The sequence below is a fragment of the Embleya sp. NPDC005971 genome, assembly GCF_040629175.1.
In the GTDB taxonomy this organism is placed as follows: Bacteria; Actinomycetota; Actinomycetes; order Streptomycetales; family Streptomycetaceae; genus Embleya.
The window spans coordinates 14,335-32,598 of the sequence record NZ_JBEXUX010000009.1; the positions used below are offsets into that span (position 1 = coordinate 14,335).

16 protein-coding genes are annotated in these 18,264 nt (G+C 71.4%); 7 read left to right on the plus strand and 9 right to left on the minus strand.

All coding sequences use genetic code 11. The annotated features are described in order from the left end of the window. Positions 1-19: 19 nt before the first annotated feature. A complete protein-coding gene (locus ABZ374_RS10910) occupies positions 20-1,147 on the minus strand; it encodes a hypothetical protein (RefSeq protein WP_360309301.1) in 1,128 nt (375 codons plus the stop codon). 22 nt (positions 1,148-1,169) lie between these two features. After that, complete coding sequence (locus tag ABZ374_RS10915; RefSeq protein ID WP_360309303.1) at positions 1,170-1,406, minus strand: LapA family protein; 237 nt, start codon at positions 1,404-1,406, stop codon at positions 1,170-1,172. A 178-nt stretch (positions 1,407-1,584) separates the two neighbouring features. Between ABZ374_RS10915 and ABZ374_RS10920 the strand changes: the two genes are divergently transcribed. Continuing rightward, entirely contained in the window at positions 1,585-3,207 is a 1,623-nt protein-coding gene (locus ABZ374_RS10920) for an MDR family MFS transporter (protein WP_360309305.1), read from the plus strand. 76 nt (positions 3,208-3,283) lie between these two features. Here ABZ374_RS10920 and ABZ374_RS10925 read toward each other — a convergent pair whose 3' ends face one another. The 3 genes from ABZ374_RS10925 to ABZ374_RS10935 all read right to left on the minus strand — a co-directional run bounded on the left by ABZ374_RS10925 (position 3,284) and on the right by ABZ374_RS10935 (position 5,297). Next, a complete protein-coding gene (locus ABZ374_RS10925) occupies positions 3,284-4,141 on the minus strand; it encodes a 3-hydroxybutyryl-CoA dehydrogenase (protein WP_360309307.1) in 858 nt (285 codons plus the stop codon). A 59-nt stretch (positions 4,142-4,200) separates the two neighbouring features. Further along, positions 4,201-4,326 carry a hypothetical protein gene (locus tag ABZ374_RS10930; protein WP_360309309.1) on the minus strand — a complete coding sequence of 42 codons (126 nt, stop codon included), beginning with the start codon at positions 4,324-4,326 and terminating at the stop codon, positions 4,201-4,203. Between the two features lie 155 nt (positions 4,327-4,481). Continuing rightward, the gene (locus tag ABZ374_RS10935; protein WP_360309311.1) at positions 4,482-5,297 is read right to left on the minus strand and encodes an SDR family oxidoreductase; all 816 of its coding nucleotides are present in this window, start codon (positions 5,295-5,297) and stop codon (positions 4,482-4,484) included. 135 nt (positions 5,298-5,432) lie between these two features. On the opposite strand from ABZ374_RS10935, the gene ABZ374_RS10940 reads away from it, so the two are divergent. From ABZ374_RS10940 to ABZ374_RS10960, 5 genes are all read left to right on the plus strand, one after another. Further along, positions 5,433-5,927, plus strand: coding sequence for a pyridoxamine 5'-phosphate oxidase family protein (locus ABZ374_RS10940; RefSeq protein WP_360309313.1), 495 nt, complete (start codon positions 5,433-5,435; stop codon positions 5,925-5,927). Between the two features lie 118 nt (positions 5,928-6,045). Then, positions 6,046-8,265, plus strand: a complete 2,220-nt coding sequence (locus ABZ374_RS10945) for an acyl-CoA dehydrogenase (protein ID WP_360309315.1) — start codon at positions 6,046-6,048, stop codon at positions 8,263-8,265. Between the two features lie 111 nt (positions 8,266-8,376). Then, on the plus strand, positions 8,377-9,567 hold the full coding sequence (locus ABZ374_RS10950) for an acyl-CoA dehydrogenase family protein (protein WP_360309317.1): 1,191 nt from the start codon (positions 8,377-8,379) through the stop codon (positions 9,565-9,567). A gap of 33 nt (positions 9,568-9,600) precedes the next feature. Then, positions 9,601-10,728 (plus strand): acyl-CoA dehydrogenase family protein, encoded by a 1,128-nt coding sequence (locus ABZ374_RS10955; RefSeq protein ID WP_360309319.1) that lies wholly within the window; start codon positions 9,601-9,603, stop codon positions 10,726-10,728. A 75-nt stretch (positions 10,729-10,803) separates the two neighbouring features. Continuing rightward, positions 10,804-11,604, plus strand: a complete 801-nt coding sequence (locus ABZ374_RS10960) for a crotonase/enoyl-CoA hydratase family protein (protein WP_360309321.1) — start codon at positions 10,804-10,806, stop codon at positions 11,602-11,604. 92 nt (positions 11,605-11,696) lie between these two features. Here the strand turns inward: ABZ374_RS10960 and ABZ374_RS10965 are convergent, their stop codons facing one another. Next, positions 11,697-13,331, minus strand: a complete 1,635-nt coding sequence (locus ABZ374_RS10965) for a protein kinase (protein ID WP_360309323.1) — start codon at positions 13,329-13,331, stop codon at positions 11,697-11,699. 292 nt (positions 13,332-13,623) lie between these two features. Here ABZ374_RS10965 and ABZ374_RS10970 point away from each other — a divergent pair, with 292 nt between their 5' ends. Further along, a complete protein-coding gene (locus ABZ374_RS10970; protein WP_360309325.1) occupies positions 13,624-15,228 on the plus strand; it encodes an acyl-CoA synthetase in 1,605 nt (534 codons plus the stop codon). 33 nt (positions 15,229-15,261) lie between these two features. On the opposite strand, the gene ABZ374_RS10975 is transcribed toward ABZ374_RS10970, so the two are convergent. The 3 genes from ABZ374_RS10975 to ABZ374_RS10985 form a co-directional block, all read right to left on the minus strand. Further along, complete coding sequence (locus ABZ374_RS10975) at positions 15,262-16,470, minus strand: DUF445 domain-containing protein (RefSeq protein ID WP_360309595.1); 1,209 nt, start codon at positions 16,468-16,470, stop codon at positions 15,262-15,264. A 202-nt stretch (positions 16,471-16,672) separates the two neighbouring features. Continuing rightward, on the minus strand, positions 16,673-17,404 hold the full coding sequence (locus tag ABZ374_RS10980; protein WP_360309327.1) for a sulfite exporter TauE/SafE family protein: 732 nt from the start codon (positions 17,402-17,404) through the stop codon (positions 16,673-16,675). Positions 17,405-17,503: 99 nt separating this feature from the next. Next, positions 17,504-18,241 carry a TetR/AcrR family transcriptional regulator gene (locus ABZ374_RS10985; protein WP_360309329.1) on the minus strand — a complete coding sequence of 246 codons (738 nt, stop codon included), beginning with the start codon at positions 18,239-18,241 and terminating at the stop codon, positions 17,504-17,506. Positions 18,242-18,264: the final 23 nt, after the last annotated feature.

The window sequence follows — 18,264 nt, forward strand, 5'->3', positions numbered from 1 at the left end:
GCGGCCCCGTCGTCGTCGGTCAACGGCGGATCTGCCAGTCGGCGTTCGCCGGGATGGGTTCGCACTTGTAGCCCCAGCGCGAGGCGCCGTCGGCGAACGCCTTGAAGAAGGTCTCGGTGGGTTGGCCCAGGGTCAGGCCGGGGGGATCCTCGCCGTTGTGCCGGCTGAGTTGGTAGGCGACGGTGTGGCCGTCGCACATGCCGAGCACCTTGCCCTCGACGGTGCCCGCGAGTTGGGCGTCGTTGGGGACACCGCCGGTGGGCAACCGCTCGGACAGCGTGGCGCGTTCGCCGGGGATCTCGGCGCCGGGGGCCAGGTAGCCGTGCACTATGGCGAAGGACAACACCCGCTTGCCGTCCAGGAACAGGTCGCAGCCCTGGATCGCGCCGGGCCCCTCGGGGGTCGCGCTCGCGCTCCAGCGGGCGCGTTGGCCGCCGGCCGCCTGCGGGCCGAGCGCGGCGGGCTCCAACATGCCGCACACGGGCGCGTCGGTGATCGGCTTCGGTTCGGTCGCGGGCTTGATCTCGCCGGGGCGCGGGGTCGGCTTCTCGTTGCCGCAGCCGGCCGCCTTGGCCACGCCGTTGGCCAGGTCGACGGCCAGGTCGGCCAACTGCTGCCGTCGGTCGGGCGGAGCCGGTGCGCCGGCCGGGCCGATGGTGCGGGCGCGGACCAGCATCGGCACCGGTTGTTCGACGTTCTGCACCTTGCAGTTCCGGACGAGCCACGCGTCGTCCGCACCGGCCATGCCGTACAGATCGTGGTCCTTGTCGCCCAGCGGCGCGGACCCCGTCGTGGTCAGTCCGGGCAGTTGCACCCGTTCGGCACCCGCCATGTTGAACAGGTACGCCGAGCCGATGAAGCTCTGGTCGCCGGCCGAGACCTGGCAGCGCAGCACCGGGTAGTGCTCCTCGGGCGGCTGGTCCTTGTTGGTGAACGCGGGCGCCGCCGGCAGCACGGCGGTCACCGCCGGGGTGGGCAGGATGCCGGCGCACACGGTGGCGCCGACCGGGGTGGTGTTCGAGCCGGTGGGGGTGACCGAGGTGGGTTCGGCGGTCGGCGAGCCCGTGCTCGAACAACCGGCCACGAGCACGCCGGCGGTCACCAGGATCGCCACGGATACGGCCGGACGAAGCCTGGAGCGAAGCATGCCGCTCAGGATATCGGGCCGCTCAGCCGCGGTTTCCCTTCACCCACCAGCCGGTCAGCACGCCGGCCGCGAAGGTGCCGGCCAGGACGATCCACATCGGCGCGGCGACGGTGGGAATCCAGAACCGGATCGTCGCCGAGGCGGTGTTGGCCAGCACGAACCAGACGGCCAGAACGACGATCACCGCGATGCCGATCGTGCGGTAGGACACGCCGCCGACATTGCCGCCCGTACCGCCGGATCGAGGGGTCTTTGCCATGCCGCGATGCTATTTGCGTGATCGCCCGATCACGGTGAGGCGCGCCGACTTGACCATCTCTTGAAAGTTGCTTGCAGCAACAAAGGACGCTATGGTTGTAGCAAGCAACGAGTGTCGGGGGTGGGGAAGCCGCGTCCGGGCGCAGAGCATCCGAGGCAAGCGAAGCAAAGGGGAAGGTATGACCGACGCACCGGCGGCGGAGATGGCGGCGCAGCCGATGTCGCACCGGCAGATCATGGAGGCCCTGTCCGGGCTGCTCCTGGGCATGTTCGTGGCGATCCTGTCGTCCACGATCGTGTCCAACGCGCTGCCGCGGATCATCTCCGACCTGCATGGCAGCCAGACCTCCTACACGTGGGTGGTCACCGCCACCCTGCTGGCGATGACCGCGACCACCCCGATCTGGGGCAAGCTCGCGGACCTCACCAGCAAGAAGCTGCTGGTCCAGCTCGCGCTGGTGATCTACGTGGCGGGCTCCGCGTTGGCCGGCCTCTCGCAGAACACGAGCATGCTGATCGGCTGCCGGGTGATCCAGGGCATCGGCGTCGGCGGCCTCACCGCCCTCGCGCAGGTGATCATGGCCGCGATGATCTCGCCGCGCGAGCGCGGTCGGTACAGCGGCTACCTCGGCGCCACCTTCGCGCTCGCCACCGTCGGCGGTCCGCTGATCGGCGGCGTCATCGTGGACACCCCGTGGCTGGGGTGGCGCTGGTGCTTCTACGTCGGCGTGCCGTTCGCGGTGGCCGCGATCGTGATCCTGCAGAAGACGCTCAAGCTTCCGGTGGTCAAGCGCGAGGTCACCATCGACTACCTGGGCGCGACGCTGATCAGCGCCGGTGTCTCGCTGCTGTTGGTGTGGGTCTCGCTGGCGGGCAAGAACTACGCCTGGGTCTCCTGGCAGACCGCGGCCATGGTGCTCGGTTCGCTGCTGCTGATCGCGCTGGCGATCCGGGTCGAGGGCCGGGCGAAGGAACCGATCATCCCGCTGTGGTTGTTCAAGGAGCGGACCATCGTGCTCGCCGTGCTCGGCAGCCTCGCGGTGGGTCTGGCGATGATGGGCTCCTCGGTCTTCCTCAGCCAGTACTTCCAGATCGCCCGCGGCAAGTCGCCGACGGTGTCCGGTTTGATGACGCTGCCGATGATCGGCGGCCTGGTGCTGGCCTCGACCGTGGTCGGCAAGCTGATCACCGCGACCGGCTTCTGGAAGCGCTACCTGGTGATGGGCGGCATCTCGCTGACCATCGGCCTGGCCCTGATGAGCACCGCTCGCGCGGACACCAACCTGTGGGTGTTGGGCGTGTACATGTTCGTGCTCGGCATGGGCGTCGGTGCGCTCCAGCAGAACCTGGTGCTCGCGGTGCAGAACGCGGTGCCGATCCACCAGTTGGGGGCGGCCAGTTCGGTCGTCGCGTTCTTCCGCAGCCTCGGTGGCGCGGTCGGCGTCTCGGCGCTGGGCGCGGTGATGGCGACCAAGGTCACCGGCTACCTGTCCGACGCGGGGCTCAAGTCCGGTGCGGGTGGCGGGGGCGGTATCCCGAACGTGCATCACCTGGCGGAGCCGGCGCGCGGCATCGTGGAGACCTCGTACGGGCACGCGGTCGGCGACATCTTCCTGTTCGCGGCCCCGTTCGGCCTGCTCGCGCTGGTCGCGGTGCTGCTGATCAAGGAGGTGCCGCTGCAGACCGCGCAGGCGGTGGTGGTGGCCAAGGCCGAACCGCCGGCGCCGGTGCCGGCGCCCGCGACGGGCGGGCAGTCGGCGGCCGCGGTACGGATCGACAAGGTCGAGGCGCGCACGCCGTAGCGCCGGCGAAACGGGAAAACGCGAAACGCGGCTCGGGTCCACCCCGAGCCGCGTTTCGCGTTTTTCGGCCCGTCGCTCAGTACTGGTAGAAGCCGCGACCGGTCTTCTTGCCGAGCAGCCCCGCGTCGACCATCCGCAGCAGCAGCGGCGGCGAGCTGTAGAGCTGCTCCTTGAACTCGTCGTAGAGGCTGTCCGCGACCGCCTTGATCGTGTCCAGACCGATCAGGTCGGTCAGTCGCAGCGGGCCCATCGGGTGCGCGCAGCCGAGCACCATGCCGTTGTCGATGTCCTCCGCGGAGGCGAAGCCGGACTCGAACATCCGGATCGCGGACAGCAGATAGGGCACGAGCAGCGAGTTCACCACGAAGCCGGCGCGGTCCTGCGAGCGGATCACCGTCTTGCCGAGCACCTCGCCCGCGAACGCCTCCGCGCGGGCGGCCGTGCTCTCGTCGGTGAGCAGCGAGGGCACCAGTTCGACCAGCTTCTGCACCGGCACCGGGTTGAAGAAGTGGATGCCGATCACCTGCTGCGGCCGGGCGGTGGCCATGCCGAGTTTCATGATCGGGATCGAGGACGTGTTCGACGCCAGGATCGCGTCCTCGCGCACCACCACCTTGTCCAGTGTGGCGAAGATCTGTGTCTTGAGCTCCTCGAGCTCGGCCACGGCCTCGATCACCATGTCCCGGTCGGCGAAGTCGCCCAGGTCGGTGGTGTACGTGATCCGGGCCAGCGCCGCGTCCCGATCGGCCTCGGCGAGCTTGCCCGCCTTCACGCCGCGGTCCATCGACTTGGTCACCCGAGCCTGCCCGGCCTCCGCCGCGGCCGTACTCGTCTCCGCCACCAACACGTCCAGTCCGGCCTTCGCACAGACCTCGACGATCCCGGCCCCCATCAGCCCGGCCCCTACCACCCCTACACGCCGTACATCGGACACCGCGTACTCCTCGCTCCACTTACTGCCGTCGGCCTCCCGGGCATCCTCTCAGGTGTGGGTCACGCCTCGTCGACGCGCTGGACCGGTTGCCCGGTGAGCTTGGCGATGACGTCGAAGTCGCGATCGAGGTGCAACAGGGTCAATCCGTGGTGGCGTGCCGTCACGGCCACCACGAGATCCACCACGCTCGCACTCTCGTGCCGACTCGAATTTCCCGGAGCTCTTTGCAGTTGGGAGGGGTCGGGTCCTTCGGTGGGTGTGCGGGTCCCGGGAGGTGGCCTGGGGTGGTGGGGCTCGTGGTGGTTCGGGGATTCGGCCTTGTGGGTGAGTGTGGTTTCGCTCAGTGGGGGGCTGCCGCCATGTCCGGGAGGGGGTAGGGGAACTTGGCGCCGACCGCGCCGTCGACGGTGAGGGTCTGGCCGCTGACGTAGCGGGACAGGTCGCCGGTCAGGAAGAGGAGGGGGCCGGCGATGTCGGCGGGCAGGGCCACGTCGCGCAGGGGGGCGTTCGCGGCGTTGGCGGCGCGGCCGGGTTCGCCGAGGTAGGCGGAGACGCGCGGGGTCCAGACGACGCCGGGGGCGACCGCGTTGACCCGGACGCCGGCGGGGCCCAGTTCGACCGCGGCGGAGCGGACCAGGGAGATCAGGCCGGCCTTGGCCGCGCCGTAGGCCGCGTGCATCGGGGCGCCGGTCAGGCCGGAGACCGAGGCGACGAAGGTGATCGCGCCGCCGCCGTGCGCGGCCAGGTGCGCGCCGCCCAGTTGCAGGGCGAGCAGGGCGTGCCGGAGCACGATGTCCTGGTGCCAGGTCCAGTCCTCGTCGGTGGTGGAGAGCAGGTCGGCGTACCGGCTCATGCCGATGATGTCGACGATCGCGTGCGCTCGGCCCAGCCGCGCCTCGACGTCGGCCCACAGGCGGGTGACGTCGGCGCGCGAGGTCGCGTCGCCGGACCAGGCGAGGCCGTCGACCTCCGCGGCGATGTCGGCGGCCAGGTCCGGCTCGCGGTCCACCGCGAACACCCGCGCGCCGGACTGGGCGAGGGCGTGCGCGGCCTGGCGACCGATGCCCTGGCCCGCGCCGAGCACGACGACGCCGCGTCCGTCGAGCCGGAGCCGGGCCGGGTAGTCGGGGACGTCGGAGTCGTCGGTTCGGGTCATGGCGCCGACGCTAGGCAGGACCTGACGCAGTGTCAATCATGGTGGGGAGGCCGGCCGGCGCGAAACTGACGGTCTGTCAATCATGCTCCCGGCGTGGCAATGTTTGACCCAAGCAATCAAAAAAGGGGAGTCCGCATGGGCGAGCACATGGGCCACGGCGTCAAGCAGCGCGACCGGGTCCGGATGACCGAGCAGGAGATCGCCGCGTTCCTGGCCGAGCGCCACTCGATGACGATGTCCACGCTCAGCGCCGACGGCAGCATCCACTCGATCGGCATGTGGTACGGCTTCCTGGAGGGCGAGGTCGCCCTGGAGAGCAAGGCCCGCGCGCAGAAGGTGCTCAACGTGCGCCGCAACCCGACCATCACGTGCCTGGTCGAGGCCGGCGAGTACTACGAGGAGTTGCGCGGCGTCTCCATCGTCGGCAAGGCCGAGGTGGTCGAGGAGCCGGAGCGGATCTGGGAGCTGGGGGTGAGCGTGTTCGGCCGCTACGCGGCGCCGTACACCGAGGAGATGCGCCCGGCCGTGGAGATGATGCTGAACAAGCGCGTGGTGATCAAGGTCGTCCCGGACCGGATCGTGTCCTGGGATCACCGCAAGCTCGGCCTGCCGTCCACCCGCCCGAGCTGACGCCCACCCGCCGACCCCGCCGCCGACCGCAGGCGGGTACGGATCTGGCAACGCCGGATCCAGTCAGGTAGCCTGTCCGCTTACTTGATCGAGACAAGTATTGGTGAGGGAGTACACAGTGCCGATCGGATTCGCCACCGAGCACCAGGCGTTCGCGGAATCGGTCGCCGGTTTCGTCGCCCGCCACGCCTCGATCGAGGCCACCCGCGCAGCCGCCGACGAACTCGGCGCCGGCGCCCTCCCCGACTGCTGGGACGCGCTGGTCGGCCAGGGGCTGACCGCCGTGCACCTGCCCGAGGAGCACGGCGGCGCGGGCGCCGGCGTACTCGAACTCGCCGTCGCCCTGGAGGAGGCCGGCCGCGGCCTGCTGCCCGGCCCGTACCTGTCCACCGTGCTGACCGGCACCGTCCTGGCCCGCTGCGCCGGCCCCGAGGTCGGCAAGGCGCTGCTGCCGCGATTCGCCGAGGGGGCCACCGGCGCGGTCGCCGTCGTCCCGAGCCTGACCGCGCACCGCACCGAAGCCGGCTGGCGGATCGGCGGCGTCGCCGAACCGGTCCTGGGCGCGGTCGGTGCGACGTATCTGCTGCTCGGGGCGCGGGTCGAGGCCGCCGAACGGGACGAGCAGATCTGGTTCGTGGTCGAGCCCGGCGCCGAGGCGGCCATCGAGATCGTCCCGCTGGACCCGGTCGACCTCGCCCGCGGCGTGGCCCGGGTGCACGCGCACGACCTGGAGCTCCCGGCGTCCCGGGCGCTGACCGGGATCGACGCCGCCATGGTGCGCGACCTGGCCGCCGTGCTCGCCGCCGCCGAGGCGGTCGGCGTGGCCCGCTGGTGCTTCGAGACCGCGCTCGCCTACGTCAAGATCCGCGAGCAGTTCGGCGTCGCGGTCGGCTCGTTCCAGGCGATCAAGCACAAGGCCGCCACGCTGTTCACCAAGCTGCAACTGGCCACGGCCGCGGCCTGGGACGCGGCCCGGGCGGCCGACGACGTGGTCGCCGACGCCGACGAGCAACTGCGTCTGGCCGCCGCCGAGGCCGCCGTGGTCTGCCTGCCGTTGGCTCGCGAGGTGGCCCTGGACTGCATCACCATGCTCGGCGGCATCGGCTTCACCTGGGAACACGACATCCACCTCTACTGGCGCCGCGCGGTCTTCCTGGCCCAGTGGCTGGGCCCGGTGGGGGAGTGGACCGCACACCTGGGCCGCGCCGCGCTGGCGAGCGTCGGCGGCGGCCCCACCCGGCGCTTCGACCTCGAACTCGACGAGGGCGACATCGCCGCCTTCCGGGCCGAGGTGGCCGCGCACCTGGCCGAGGCGAACACCCTCGCCGAGCCCGCCCGCCGGCGGCGGCTGGCCGAACTCGGCTACGTCTCCCCGCACTACCCCGAGCCGTACGGCATCGCCGCGAACCCGGCCCGGCAGGTGGTCATCCAGCAGGAGTTCGCCCGGATCGGGCTGACCCAACCCAGCACCATCATCGGCGAGTTCGCGCTGCCGACGATCATGGCGCACGGCACCGACGCCCAGCGCGACGCCTACGTGCCGGCCACGCTGCGCGGCGAGATCGTCTGGTGCCAGTTGTTCAGCGAGCCGGGCGCGGGCTCCGACCTGGCGTCGCTGAGCACCCGGGCGACCCGGGTCGACGGCGGCTGGCGGCTGAACGGCCAGAAGGTGTGGAACTCCAAGGCGCACGAGGCCCACTTCGGCATCTGCCTGGCCCGTACCGACCCGGACGCGGCCAAGCACAAGGGCATCACCTACTTCATCGTGGACATGGCCACGCCCGGCATCGACGTGCGTCCGCTCAAGCAGTCCAACGGCCAGTCCGAGTTCAACGAGGTCTACCTCGACGACGTGTTCGTCGCTGACGACCAGGTGGTCGGCGAGGTGCACGCGGGCTGGCGGATCGCCCGCACCACGCTGGCCAACGAGCGGGTGATGATCGCCGGCGGCCCGGGCATGCAGGCGTTCGGCAAGCTGCTCGACGACATCGGCGAGACCGGCGCCGCGGACACCTCGCTCGCGAGTCGACTGGGCGCCTTCGCGGCCGAGCACTTCGCGCTGCGTGCGCTGACCCTGCGCTCGACGCTCCAGCAGTTGTCCGGGCTCAACCCGGGCGCCGCCTCCAGCGTGCTCAAGCTCGCGGTCACCGAACACCAGCGGGCCGTGGTCACCGCGCGGCTGGACCGGATCGGCGCGGCCGGCACCCACCACGCCGACCTCGGCGGCGAACTGCTCACCGCCTACCTCTCGCTGCCGGCGGTCCTGCTCGGCGGCGGCACCCGGGAGATCCAGCTCAACGTCGTCGCCGAACGCATCCTGGGCCTGCCCAGGGGCTGACCGGCGGGGCTCGCCCGGGCCGGGTCCGGGCCCGGCGTTCGGCTTTCCGTCCCGGCAACCGGCGATCGACCACCGGCTGTCAGTGCTTTCCACGGCTACCAGGGAGACCACGTGCACATCGCCTACACACCCGAGCAGGAGGACCTGCGGCGGGAACTGCGCGAGTACTTCGCGCGGATCATGACGCCCGAGATCCGGGCCGAGCAGGCCGCGGGCGAGACCAGCCTGATGGGCAAGGACGGCGCGTACTGCCGCGTCGTCAAGCAGATGGGCAAGGACGGCTGGCTGGGCATCGGCTGGCCCAAGGAGTACGGCGGCCAGGACCGTTCGATGCTGGAACAGCTCATCTTCACCGACGAGGCCACCCTGGCCGGCGCGGCGGTGCCGTTCCTGACCATCAACACCGTCGGCCCCACGCTGATGGAGTACGGCACGCAGGAGCAGCGCGACTTCTTCCTGCCGAAGATCCTCGCCGGCGACATGCACTTCTCGATCGGCTACTCCGAGCCGGGCGCGGGCACCGACCTGGCCGCGCTGACCACCAAGGCGGTCCGGGACGGCGACGACTGGATCATCAACGGCCAGAAGATGTGGACCTCGCTGATCCACGTCGCGGACTACGTCTGGCTGGCCGCGCGCACCGACCCGGACGCGCCGCGGCACAAGGGCCTGACCATGTTCCTGGTGCCCACGAACGCCGAGGGTTTCTCCTGGACCCCGATCAAGACCATGGGCGGCCAGACCACGTCGCAGACGTTCTACGAGAACGTGCGGGTGCCCGCCTCCGCGATGGTCGGCGAGCTCAACGGCGGCTGGAAGCTGATCACCGGTCAGCTCAACCGCGAGCGGGTGGCGCTGTGTTCGGCTGCGGGCATCCAGCTCGCGCTGCACGAGACCCGGCGCTGGGCCGAGCGGGCGCTGCTGCCGGACGGCTCGCGGGTGATCGACCGCGAGCACGTGCAGGCCAACCTCGGCCGGGTGCACGCCAAGGTCGAGTTCCTCAAGCTGGTCAACTGGAAGATCGCCTGGTCGGTCGACCACGGCACCAAGGTCGGCCCGGCCGACGCCTCGGCGACCAAGATCTTCGGCACCGAATTCGCCACCGAGGCATACCGGTTGTTGATGGAGTGCATGGGCGAGGACGCCTACCTCCAGCAGGACTCGCCCGGTGCGGTGTTGCGCGGCCGGCTGGAGAAGATGCACCGCACGGCGCTGATCCTCACCTTCGGTGGCGGCACCAACGAGGTACAGCGCGACATGATCGCGATGCTGGGCCTCGGCCTGCCGCGACCGCCCCGCTGACCCGCCGTCACCACGCTGACAAGGACAGGTGAAATGGACTTCGGTTACACGGAAGAACAGCAGGACCTGGTGGGCCTGGCGGGGCGGATCCTCGGCGAGCGGGTCACCCACGAGGCGCTCACGGCGCTGGACAAGCGGGTCGAGCAGGACGGCGAACCGCGCCTGGACCGCGACCTGTGGGCGGAGCTGGCCAAGGCCAACCTGCTCGGGATCGGCCTGCCGGAGGAGTTCGGCGGCTCGGGCTACGGCGTCTTCGAGCAGTGCCTGATCCTGGAGCAGGTCGGCCGCACCCTGGCGCCGGTGCCGTTCGGGCCCTCGATCGCGGTCGCCGCCTCGATGCTGAACCGGTTGGGCACCGACGAGCAGAAGGCGGCCTGGCTGCCGGGCGCCGTGGACGGTACGAAGATCCTGACCTACGCGCTCGCCGAGCCGTTCGGTCGGGACGGCGCCACGCCCGTCACCACGGCGGTGCACACGGACGGGGTCTGGTACCTGGACGGGGTCAAGACCGGGGTGCCGGTGGCGACCGTGGCGGACCTGCTGCTGGTGTCCGCGGACGTGGCGGGGCACGGCGGCGTGTTCCTGGTCGACCCCAAGGCCGCCGGTGTCCGGGTCGAGGCCCAGCTCACCACCGCCAAGGAGATCGCCGGCCTGGTCACCCTGGAGCACGCCGCGGGCATCCCGCTCGGCGGCCCCGACGCGGCCCGCGAGCTGCGCGACCGGGCCACCCTGGCGCTGTGCGCGACCCAGCTCGGGGTGACCGAGAAGGCGATGCGCGAGAGCGCGAAGTACGCGAGCGAGCGGGTGCAGTTCAAGCGCCCGATCGGTTCCTTCCAGGCGGTGGGGCATCGCCTCGCCGACGCCTACATCGACGTCGAGGGCATCCGGCTGACCACGTGGCAGGCCGCGTGGCAGGAGGCCGAGGGGCTGGACGCGGCCGAGGCGATCGCGACCGCGAAGTTCTGGGCGGCCGACGGCGGACACCGCGTCGCGCACGCGGCCGTCCACGTGCACGGCGGCATGGGCGTGGCCGAGGAGCACTTCGTGCACCGTTACTTCAACCACGCCAAGCAGATCGAACTCTCGCTCGGCGGCGCGACCGAGCAGGCGCTGCGGATCGGCGCCGGCTTCGCCGCCACGGCCGCGGGCGAGTTCGCCTGAACCGGCCCGTCCGAGCCCGCCCTCGGCCCGGCCGTACCGGCGCCGTACCCCTGTGATTCCTGGAGACGAACAGACATGAGCGAACCCCACGCCCTGGTCGAACGGGACGGCCACGTCCTGATCATCACGATGAACCGGCCCCAGGCCCGCAACGCGGTCACCGGCGAGATGATCGAGATCCTGGAGGCCGCCTGGGACGAGGTCAACGACAACCCGGAGATCCGGGTCGCCATCCTCACCGGAGCCGGCGGCGCGTTCTGCGCGGGTGCCGATCTGAAGGCGATGAGCCGGCGCGCGCCGGGCGACGCGTTCAAGGGCGGCGACGGCAAGCCGGGCATGGACATGTCCGTGATGAAGTGGTGTCTCAAGGGCTTCACCCTCACCAAGCCCTTGATCGCCGCGATCGAGGGGCCCGCCATCGCCGGCGGCACCGAGATCCTTCAGGCCACCGACATCCGGGTGGCCGGCGAGTCGGCGCGCTTCGGCGTATCCGAGGTCCGCTGGGGCCTGTTCCCGCTCGGCGGGTCGGCGGTGCGCCTGCGCCGTCAGATTCCGTACACTGTCGCCGCCGACCTGCTGCTGACGGGCCGCCACATCAAGGCGCCCGAAGCCAAGGAGCTCGGTTTGATCGGGCACGTCGTGCCGGATGGCGGCGCACTGGAGAAGGCGAAGGAGATCGCCCACCAGATCGCGGCCAACGGTCCGATCGCGGTTCAGGCGGTCCTGCGCGTTCTGCGTGAAACCGACCAGTTGACCGAGGAAGATGCGTTCAAGCTGGAGTCGCAGATCGGCATGTGGGTGTTCATGAGCGACGACGCGAAGATCGGTCCGCGAGCCTTCGCGGAGAAGAAGACCCCGGAGTTCAAGGGCACCTGATGTGCCATCGGAAGACTTCGGCATGAAACGGGCCCGCCGGGTCAGGGACGGCAATCCCCCGGCGGGTCCTCATCATGTCGACGCACGAGTGGTCATCGGGGTTGCGTCGGATGCCGGGGCAATCTCGGCGCCGACGCCGGTACCCGCCGGGCCCGGACCTCGCCGACGAGCTCGATCGAGGCCAACACGCCGAGCACGATCCACAGGGTGAGGATCAGCTTCCCGTTGGTCAGCGACGCACACGACCAGCCGGTCAGGGCGGCGAACAGCCAAAACGCCGCGATGTAGAGGCCGGGAGTGTCGCGGCGGCGCAGGAACGCGACCAAAAAGAGCAGTGCGAGCAGCACGAACGGCGCGATCGCGGCGAACTCCTGGCTGCCGAGATCGCGCGCGCTCCAGTAGTCGGAGTCGCCGTAGGCGGAGAACGCCTGCCGTCGATGGCTGTGGCGGTAGGGCGGCGCGAACAGGGCCGCGGCCAACACGGCGAGCGGCCCCCACACCAGCACCACCGCCAGTCGCGCCGACCACGGCAGCGCGGCGGCGGCGAGCGCGGCGGCGGCCAGGCACAGGTAATTGAAGCCCTTGAACCCCTCCGGGGTCACGCTCAGCCACGTGCCCGCGAGCAACGCGCCACCGGCCACCGCGAGCAGGCCGTCGCCGCTGAGCCGGAACCGGATCGCCCACGGGCCGCCGGCGGAGCGCAGTGGCGCCGAGCCGGCGGAGGCGGCGAGGCCCGGCATCCGGGGTGGCTCCGGTGCGGGCGGACCCTGCGTGGGCGGGGCCGGGGCGGGCGGCCGGTGGCCGGCGGTGTCCGGGATCGGCGCGGGTTCGGCCGGTCGCCTCGCCTGGTGGGCCGCGTTCGGGTTGCGGGCGGTGTCGGGGGCGGGCGCGCTCGCGGTGGATCGGGCCCGGATCTCCTCCAGCGCGCCCAGCAACCGACTCGCGGTCGGAAAGCGGTCGTCGGGGTGCTTGGCGAGCAGGCGCAACACCAGCGCGTCCAAGTCCTCGGGCACCTGCGGGCGCATCGCGGACGGCGGGGTCGGCGGCTTCGACAGGTGCTGGTGCATCACCGCGAACGGCGAGTCGGCCAGGAACGGCGGCCGTCCGGTGAGCAGTTCGTAGATCAACGCACCCAGCGAGTACAGATCGGTGCGGGCGTCCACGTCCCGGCCCTCGATCTGCTCCGGGGACAGGTAGGCGGGGGTGCCCACGGTCATCCCGGTCGCGGTGAGCCGGGTCGTGGTCTCCGCGAGCACCTTGGCGATGCCGAAGTCGAGCACCTTCACGCCGCCGGACGAGGTCAGCATGATGTTGGCCGGTTTGAGGTCGCGGTGCACGACGCCGTGGCCGTGGCTGTGCACCAGCGCGTCCGCGACGTCCCGGGCGATCGACACGGTGCGGTTGATCGGCAGCGGGCCCTCGTGCAGCGCCTCGGCGAGCGTGCGACCGTCGACGAACTCCAGCACCAGGAACGGCGTCGGCTCGCCGTCGGTGGTGTCCTCGCCGACGTCGTACAACGTCGCCACGCCCGGGTGCGAGAGCGCGGCGACGGTGCGGGCCTCGCGCCGGAACCGGTCCCGGAACTCCTGTTGCCGGGTCAGCTCGGCGGGCAACACCTTGACCGCGACGGTGCGGCCCAGTTCGCGGTCGACACCGCGCCAGACCACGCCCATGCCGCCGTGGCCGACGGACTGGGCCAGTTCGTACCGTCCCCCCAGAACGCGCATGTCTCCCCCGGAACTCGGTGCGTGCCGTGCCTGGACGCGCGGGTCTTCGTGAGCGTGCGGGTGTCCGGGCCGGCCCGGCCGCGCGATGCGGCGGCGCCGGCGATTCGGGACTTTCGTGGCGAGAAAGTACCGCTTGGGAGGGGAGCCCGGACAGGGCTTTGCCGGATCATCGCGAAGCTATTCTTTTGATCGAGTCAAGGGTAAGTTGACCCGACCCTGCTTCGCCCCGGATCGGATCCGTGCCTGGGATCCCGCTTCGGAGGCACCCGTACATCCGCCGTGGGAGCCGACCATGACGCCCGTCAGCCCGTCGTTCAACCTCGCCGACCTCTTCGAGGTCGTGGTGGACGCGATTCCCGACCGCACCGCGCTGATCGCGGGCGAGGTGCGCACGACCTATCGCGGCCTCGACGCGCGGGCCAACCGGGTCGCCCACCACCTGATCGAGGCCGGGATCGAGCCCGGCGACTTCGTCGGGATCCACGCGTGGAACCGCGCCGAGTGGGTCGAGGCGATGATCGGGTGCTACAAGGCGCGGGCCGTGCCGATCAACATCAACTACCGCTATGTCGAGGCGGAGTTGCGCTACCTGTACGAGAACTCGGGCATGGTCGCGGTGATCGCGGAGCGATCCTTCGCGGGTGCGACGCGGGCGATCCGGGCCGACTTCCCGGCGCTGCGCCACGTGGTGATCCTGGAGGACGGCTCGACCGAGTCGATCGAGGGCATGGTGGCCTACGAGGACGCGCTCGCGGCGGCCTCGCCGGAACGCGGCTTCGGCGCGCGCAGCGAGGACGACCTGTACGGCCTGTACACGGGCGGGACCACCGGCATGCCCAAGTGTGTGCTGTGGCGCGGCGAGGACATCTTCTTCGCGGCCCTGCAGGCCGGTCGCGGTGCTCGGCCCAAGCTGCGCACGCCGGACGAACTCGGCGACACGGTTCGGGAGTCGGCCGGGATGACCACGCTTGGTCTGGCGCCGATGATGCACGGCGGCGGGCAGTGGTCGATGTGGAACACCTTCTACATGGGCAACACCTACCTGATGTGGACCGGGCGCAGCTTCGACGCCGACACCGTGATGGCGCTCGCGGCCCGGGAGCGGGCGCTGTCGATGTCGGTGGTCGGCGACGGCATGGGCAGGCCGCTGGCGGACTGGCTCGCGGCCAATCCGGACACCTACGACCTGTCCGCGCTCAAGGCGATCAGCAACGGCGGGGCGCCGATGAGCACGGCGGTGCGCACCGCTCTGGAGCAGGCCGGCGTCTTCGTGATCGACAGCTTCGGCGCGTCCGAGACGGGCGCCGCGGCACGGCAGACCGGCGGACCGGGCAGCGCGACGCGGTTCGCCTCGTCGGCGACCACGACGGTGCTCGACGATCGCCTGGTGCCGGTCGAGCCGGGCTCCGGCGACGTCGGCCGACTGGCCGTCAGCGGGCACATCCCGCTGGGCTATCACGGCGACGACGAGAAGACCCGGGCCACCTTCGTCAAGGACGCGGACGGACGCCGTTGGGTGTTGCCGGGCGACTTCGCGCAACTGGAGAAGGACGGCGGCATCATCCTGCTCGGGCGCGGCAGCGCGACCATCAACACCGGCGGCGAGAAGGTCTATCCGGACGAGGTGGAGGGCGCGCTCAAGACGCACGCGGACGTGTTCGACGCGGTCGTGGTCGGCGTCCCGGACCCGCGCTTCGGCCAGGCGGTCACCGCGCTCGTGGTGCTGCGCGCGGGTGCCGCGCCGGCGGCGGAGGCGATCACCGCCCACGCCCGGACCATGATCGCGGGCTACAAGACGCCCAAGCGCATCCACTTCGTCGAGTCGATCCCGCGCACGGCGGCGGGCAAGGTGGACCTGCGGGCGGCCAAGGCGCGCGCCGAGGAGCTGTCCGGGTAGTCGGGTGCCGCGGCGGATCCGGCGGGCCGGGGCTCAGCTCAGCACTTCGGTCAGGGTGTGGATCAGCAGGCCGACCAGAGCGCCGACGACGGTGCCGTTGATCCGGATGAACTGGAGGTCGCGCCCGACGTTGATCTCGATCTTGCGGCTGGTCTCCTTGGGATCCCAGGCGCCGACGGTGTCGGTGATCAGCGCGGTGATCTCGTCGCGGTAGGTGGTCACCACGTAGACGGCGGCCTGCTCGATCCATCGATCCGCCTTGCCCCGCACGCGCGGGTCCTCGGCCAGCCGGCCGGCCAGTGAACGCACGGCGGTGGTGACCCGGTTGCGCAGTTCGCTGTCCGGGTCCTCGGTGGCCTCGACCAGCATCGTCCGGGCGGCGCTCCACACCGACGCGATCAGCTCCTGGACCGCCGGGTGCGCGATGGTGCGGTCCCGCAGCCGCTCTATCTGGGCGATCATCGCCGGATCGTGCTGGAGGTCGCGGGCCACCTCGGCGAGGAAGTTGTCCACCGCGAGTCGGGCCGGGTGGCCCGGGTCGTCGCGCACCGCGCCCGCGAACCGGACCAGTTCGCGGTGCACCTTGTTGGCGATCTGCCGGTCCAGGAAGCGCGGCGACCAGCCGGGGGACTCCTCGTTGACCACCCGCAGCACCGACTCGCGATGTTGCTCCAGCCAGTCGTGCGCCTTCGTCGCGACCAGGTCGACCAGGCCCCGATGCGCGCCGTCGCGCACCAGCCGGTCGAGCAGTTCGCCGATCGGCTGGGCCACCGCCTGGGCGGAGACCCGACGGGTGATCGCCTGGCCGAACACGCTCTGCACGTCCTCGTCGCGCAGCACGGTCAACGCCGCGCGGGCCAGCGCGCCCAGTTGGTCGGTGACCCGCTCGGCGTGCCCGGGGGCGGCCAGCCAGGTGCCGGCGCGGCGGGAGACCTCCATCCGGCTCAGTCGTTGCCGCACCACCGCGTCGGAGAGGAAGTTCTCCCCGACGAACTCGCCGAGATTGCGGCCCAGCGCGTCCTTGCGGGTCGGAATGATCGCGGTGTGCGGAATCGGCAGCCCCAGCGGCCGGCGGAACAACGCGGTCACCGCGAACCAGTCGGCCATCGCACCGACCATCCCGGCCTCCGCCGCCGCCTGCACATATCCGGCCCAGGCCCCGGCTCCACGCGCCTCGGCCCAGCGCGCGAGCACGTACAACACGATCGCGAACACCAGGAACCCGGTGGCGATCACCTTCATCCGCCGCACCCCACGCAGCTTCGTCAACTCCGCCGCGGTACGCACCACACCCCCCGGTCCCGAACGAGACGAAGCCACGGACTCGGATTCGGCAAGATCTTCCATGACCGTCATTCTGATGATCTGCCCACACGGGACGCGCACACGACACCGGATCGGCGCTGTGTGCTTTCCCCCGCCCCGGGTTCGGCACGGGTCGGGGTCACAGGGTGTACAGGCCCTTGGCGAGGGTGACGGCGCCGCCGGCCAGGGCCAGCCATTGCACGGCGCGTTTGGCTTGGCGTTCGGGGGTGTGGGCGGCGAGGACCCGGCCGAGCGCGGCGCCGGCGAGCAGGGCTGTGCCGATGCCGGTCCAGGCCGGGGCGCTCAGGTGTGGGGGCGACTTGGCGGCGAGCGAGAAGGCGTTCACCACGACGCCGTAGAACTGGGCGTTGGGCACGAACTCGGCGACGGTCCAACCCGCGTTGAGTGCGTACAGGGACACCGCGGGGCCGCCGACGCCGGCCGAGGAGTTCATGAAGCCGCTCGCGGCGCCGGCCACCACGGCGCCCCTGCGGGCGCGCAGGGCGGGTATTCGCACGCCGAGCATGACCGAGCCGACGGCCACGCACACCGCCGCGCCGATGCCCGCGAGCAGCCACGGCTCGGGCAGCCGGGCGGCCACCCACGAGCCGAGCGGTACGGTGCACGCCGCCGCGACCACCAGCGGCACCATCGCGGCGAGCCGGACCCGGCGCCACGAGGCGGCCAGCCCGATCGCGCTGATCACGCCCGCGCCGCCGTTGCACAACACCACGCCCTGGGCCGGGCCGAGCAACAGCACCAGACCGGGCGCCGCGACCAGCGCGAAGCCCATGCCGGTGAGGCGTTGCACCGACGCGCCCAGGAGCACGATCCCGCCCAGGAGCAGGGCGAGGGACCAGGCAGCGGACACGGGCGATCCTCGGGTCGGAGACATCTGACGACCCGACAGCTATACCGGAGATCGTCGCTCGGCGCCGTCGCGGGCGGTCTGGGTGCGACTCGGGGTGGGTCAGCCGTGTGCCGGGGTGGCCAGGATGCCGTTGAGCAGGACTTCGATGCCCCACGCGTCGCGTTCGTCGCCGGAGCCGGCCGTCAACGTGTCGCGCATCGAGACCAGGTGCGGGTAGTCCGCCGCGGACAACCGCCCGAACGTCTCGTCCATCGCCGCGACCGCGCTCTCCTCGCTCTGCCCCTCGCCGGCCTTGTCGGCGTACGCCGATTCCTCGACCGCCGCCGCGGTGATGTGCAGGTTGATCAGATCCAGGGCCAGTGAGCGGGTCGGGTCGTCGATGCCCGCGCCGGCCAGCAGCCCCAGGATGGCCTCGGCCAGCGCGAGCGCGTTGGGGCCGGTCGGTACGTCGCCCAGGGCCACGCCGGCGATCTTGCGATGTGCGCCCAGCACGGTGATCGCCGTGCGGATCAGCGTGCGCAGCTCGGCGCGCCAGTGCGGGAACGGCTCGCCGACCGCGGCCACCGTCGGCAGCGCGATCTCGCCGAGCACCCGGTCGTAGACCAACGCGAGCAGCTCGTCGCGGTTGGCCACGTACACGTAGAGCGAGGCGGCGCCGGTGTCCAGCGCCTGCGCGACCCGGCGCATGGTCACCGCCTCCAGGCCGTCCGCGTCCAGGATCGCCAGCGCGGCGGAGACCAGCGCGTCCGCGCTGAGTGCGGCCTTGGCCGGTCGGGTCCGCCGACTGACCGGCGTAGCGGGGGTGGACGGTCGCGGTTCGCCGGGTGATTTCGCCATGCCCCGAGTATACGCGTTGACGG

Coding starts and splice junctions, on each gene's coding strand:
- ABZ374_RS10970 (WP_360309325.1), top strand. CDS start 13,624: ATGACGCCCGTCAGCCCGTCGTTCAACCTCGCCGACCTCTTCGAGGTC.
- ABZ374_RS10910 (WP_360309301.1), bottom strand. CDS start 1,147: ATGCTTCGCTCCAGGCTTCGTCCGGCCGTATCCGTGGCGATCCTGGTG.
- ABZ374_RS10955 (WP_360309319.1), top strand. CDS start 9,601: ATGGACTTCGGTTACACGGAAGAACAGCAGGACCTGGTGGGCCTGGCG.
- ABZ374_RS10920 (WP_360309305.1), top strand. CDS start 1,585: ATGACCGACGCACCGGCGGCGGAGATGGCGGCGCAGCCGATGTCGCAC.
- ABZ374_RS10985 (WP_360309329.1), bottom strand. CDS start 18,241: ATGGCGAAATCACCCGGCGAACCGCGACCGTCCACCCCCGCTACGCCG.
- ABZ374_RS10935 (WP_360309311.1), bottom strand. CDS start 5,297: ATGACCCGAACCGACGACTCCGACGTCCCCGACTACCCGGCCCGGCTC.
- ABZ374_RS10940 (WP_360309313.1), top strand. CDS start 5,433: ATGGGCGAGCACATGGGCCACGGCGTCAAGCAGCGCGACCGGGTCCGG.
- ABZ374_RS10965 (WP_360309323.1), bottom strand. CDS start 13,331: ATGCGCGTTCTGGGGGGACGGTACGAACTGGCCCAGTCCGTCGGCCAC.
- ABZ374_RS10975 (WP_360309595.1), bottom strand. CDS start 16,470: ATGAAGGTGATCGCCACCGGGTTCCTGGTGTTCGCGATCGTGTTGTAC.
- ABZ374_RS10915 (WP_360309303.1), bottom strand. CDS start 1,406: ATGGCAAAGACCCCTCGATCCGGCGGTACGGGCGGCAATGTCGGCGGC.
- ABZ374_RS10960 (WP_360309321.1), top strand. CDS start 10,804: ATGAGCGAACCCCACGCCCTGGTCGAACGGGACGGCCACGTCCTGATC.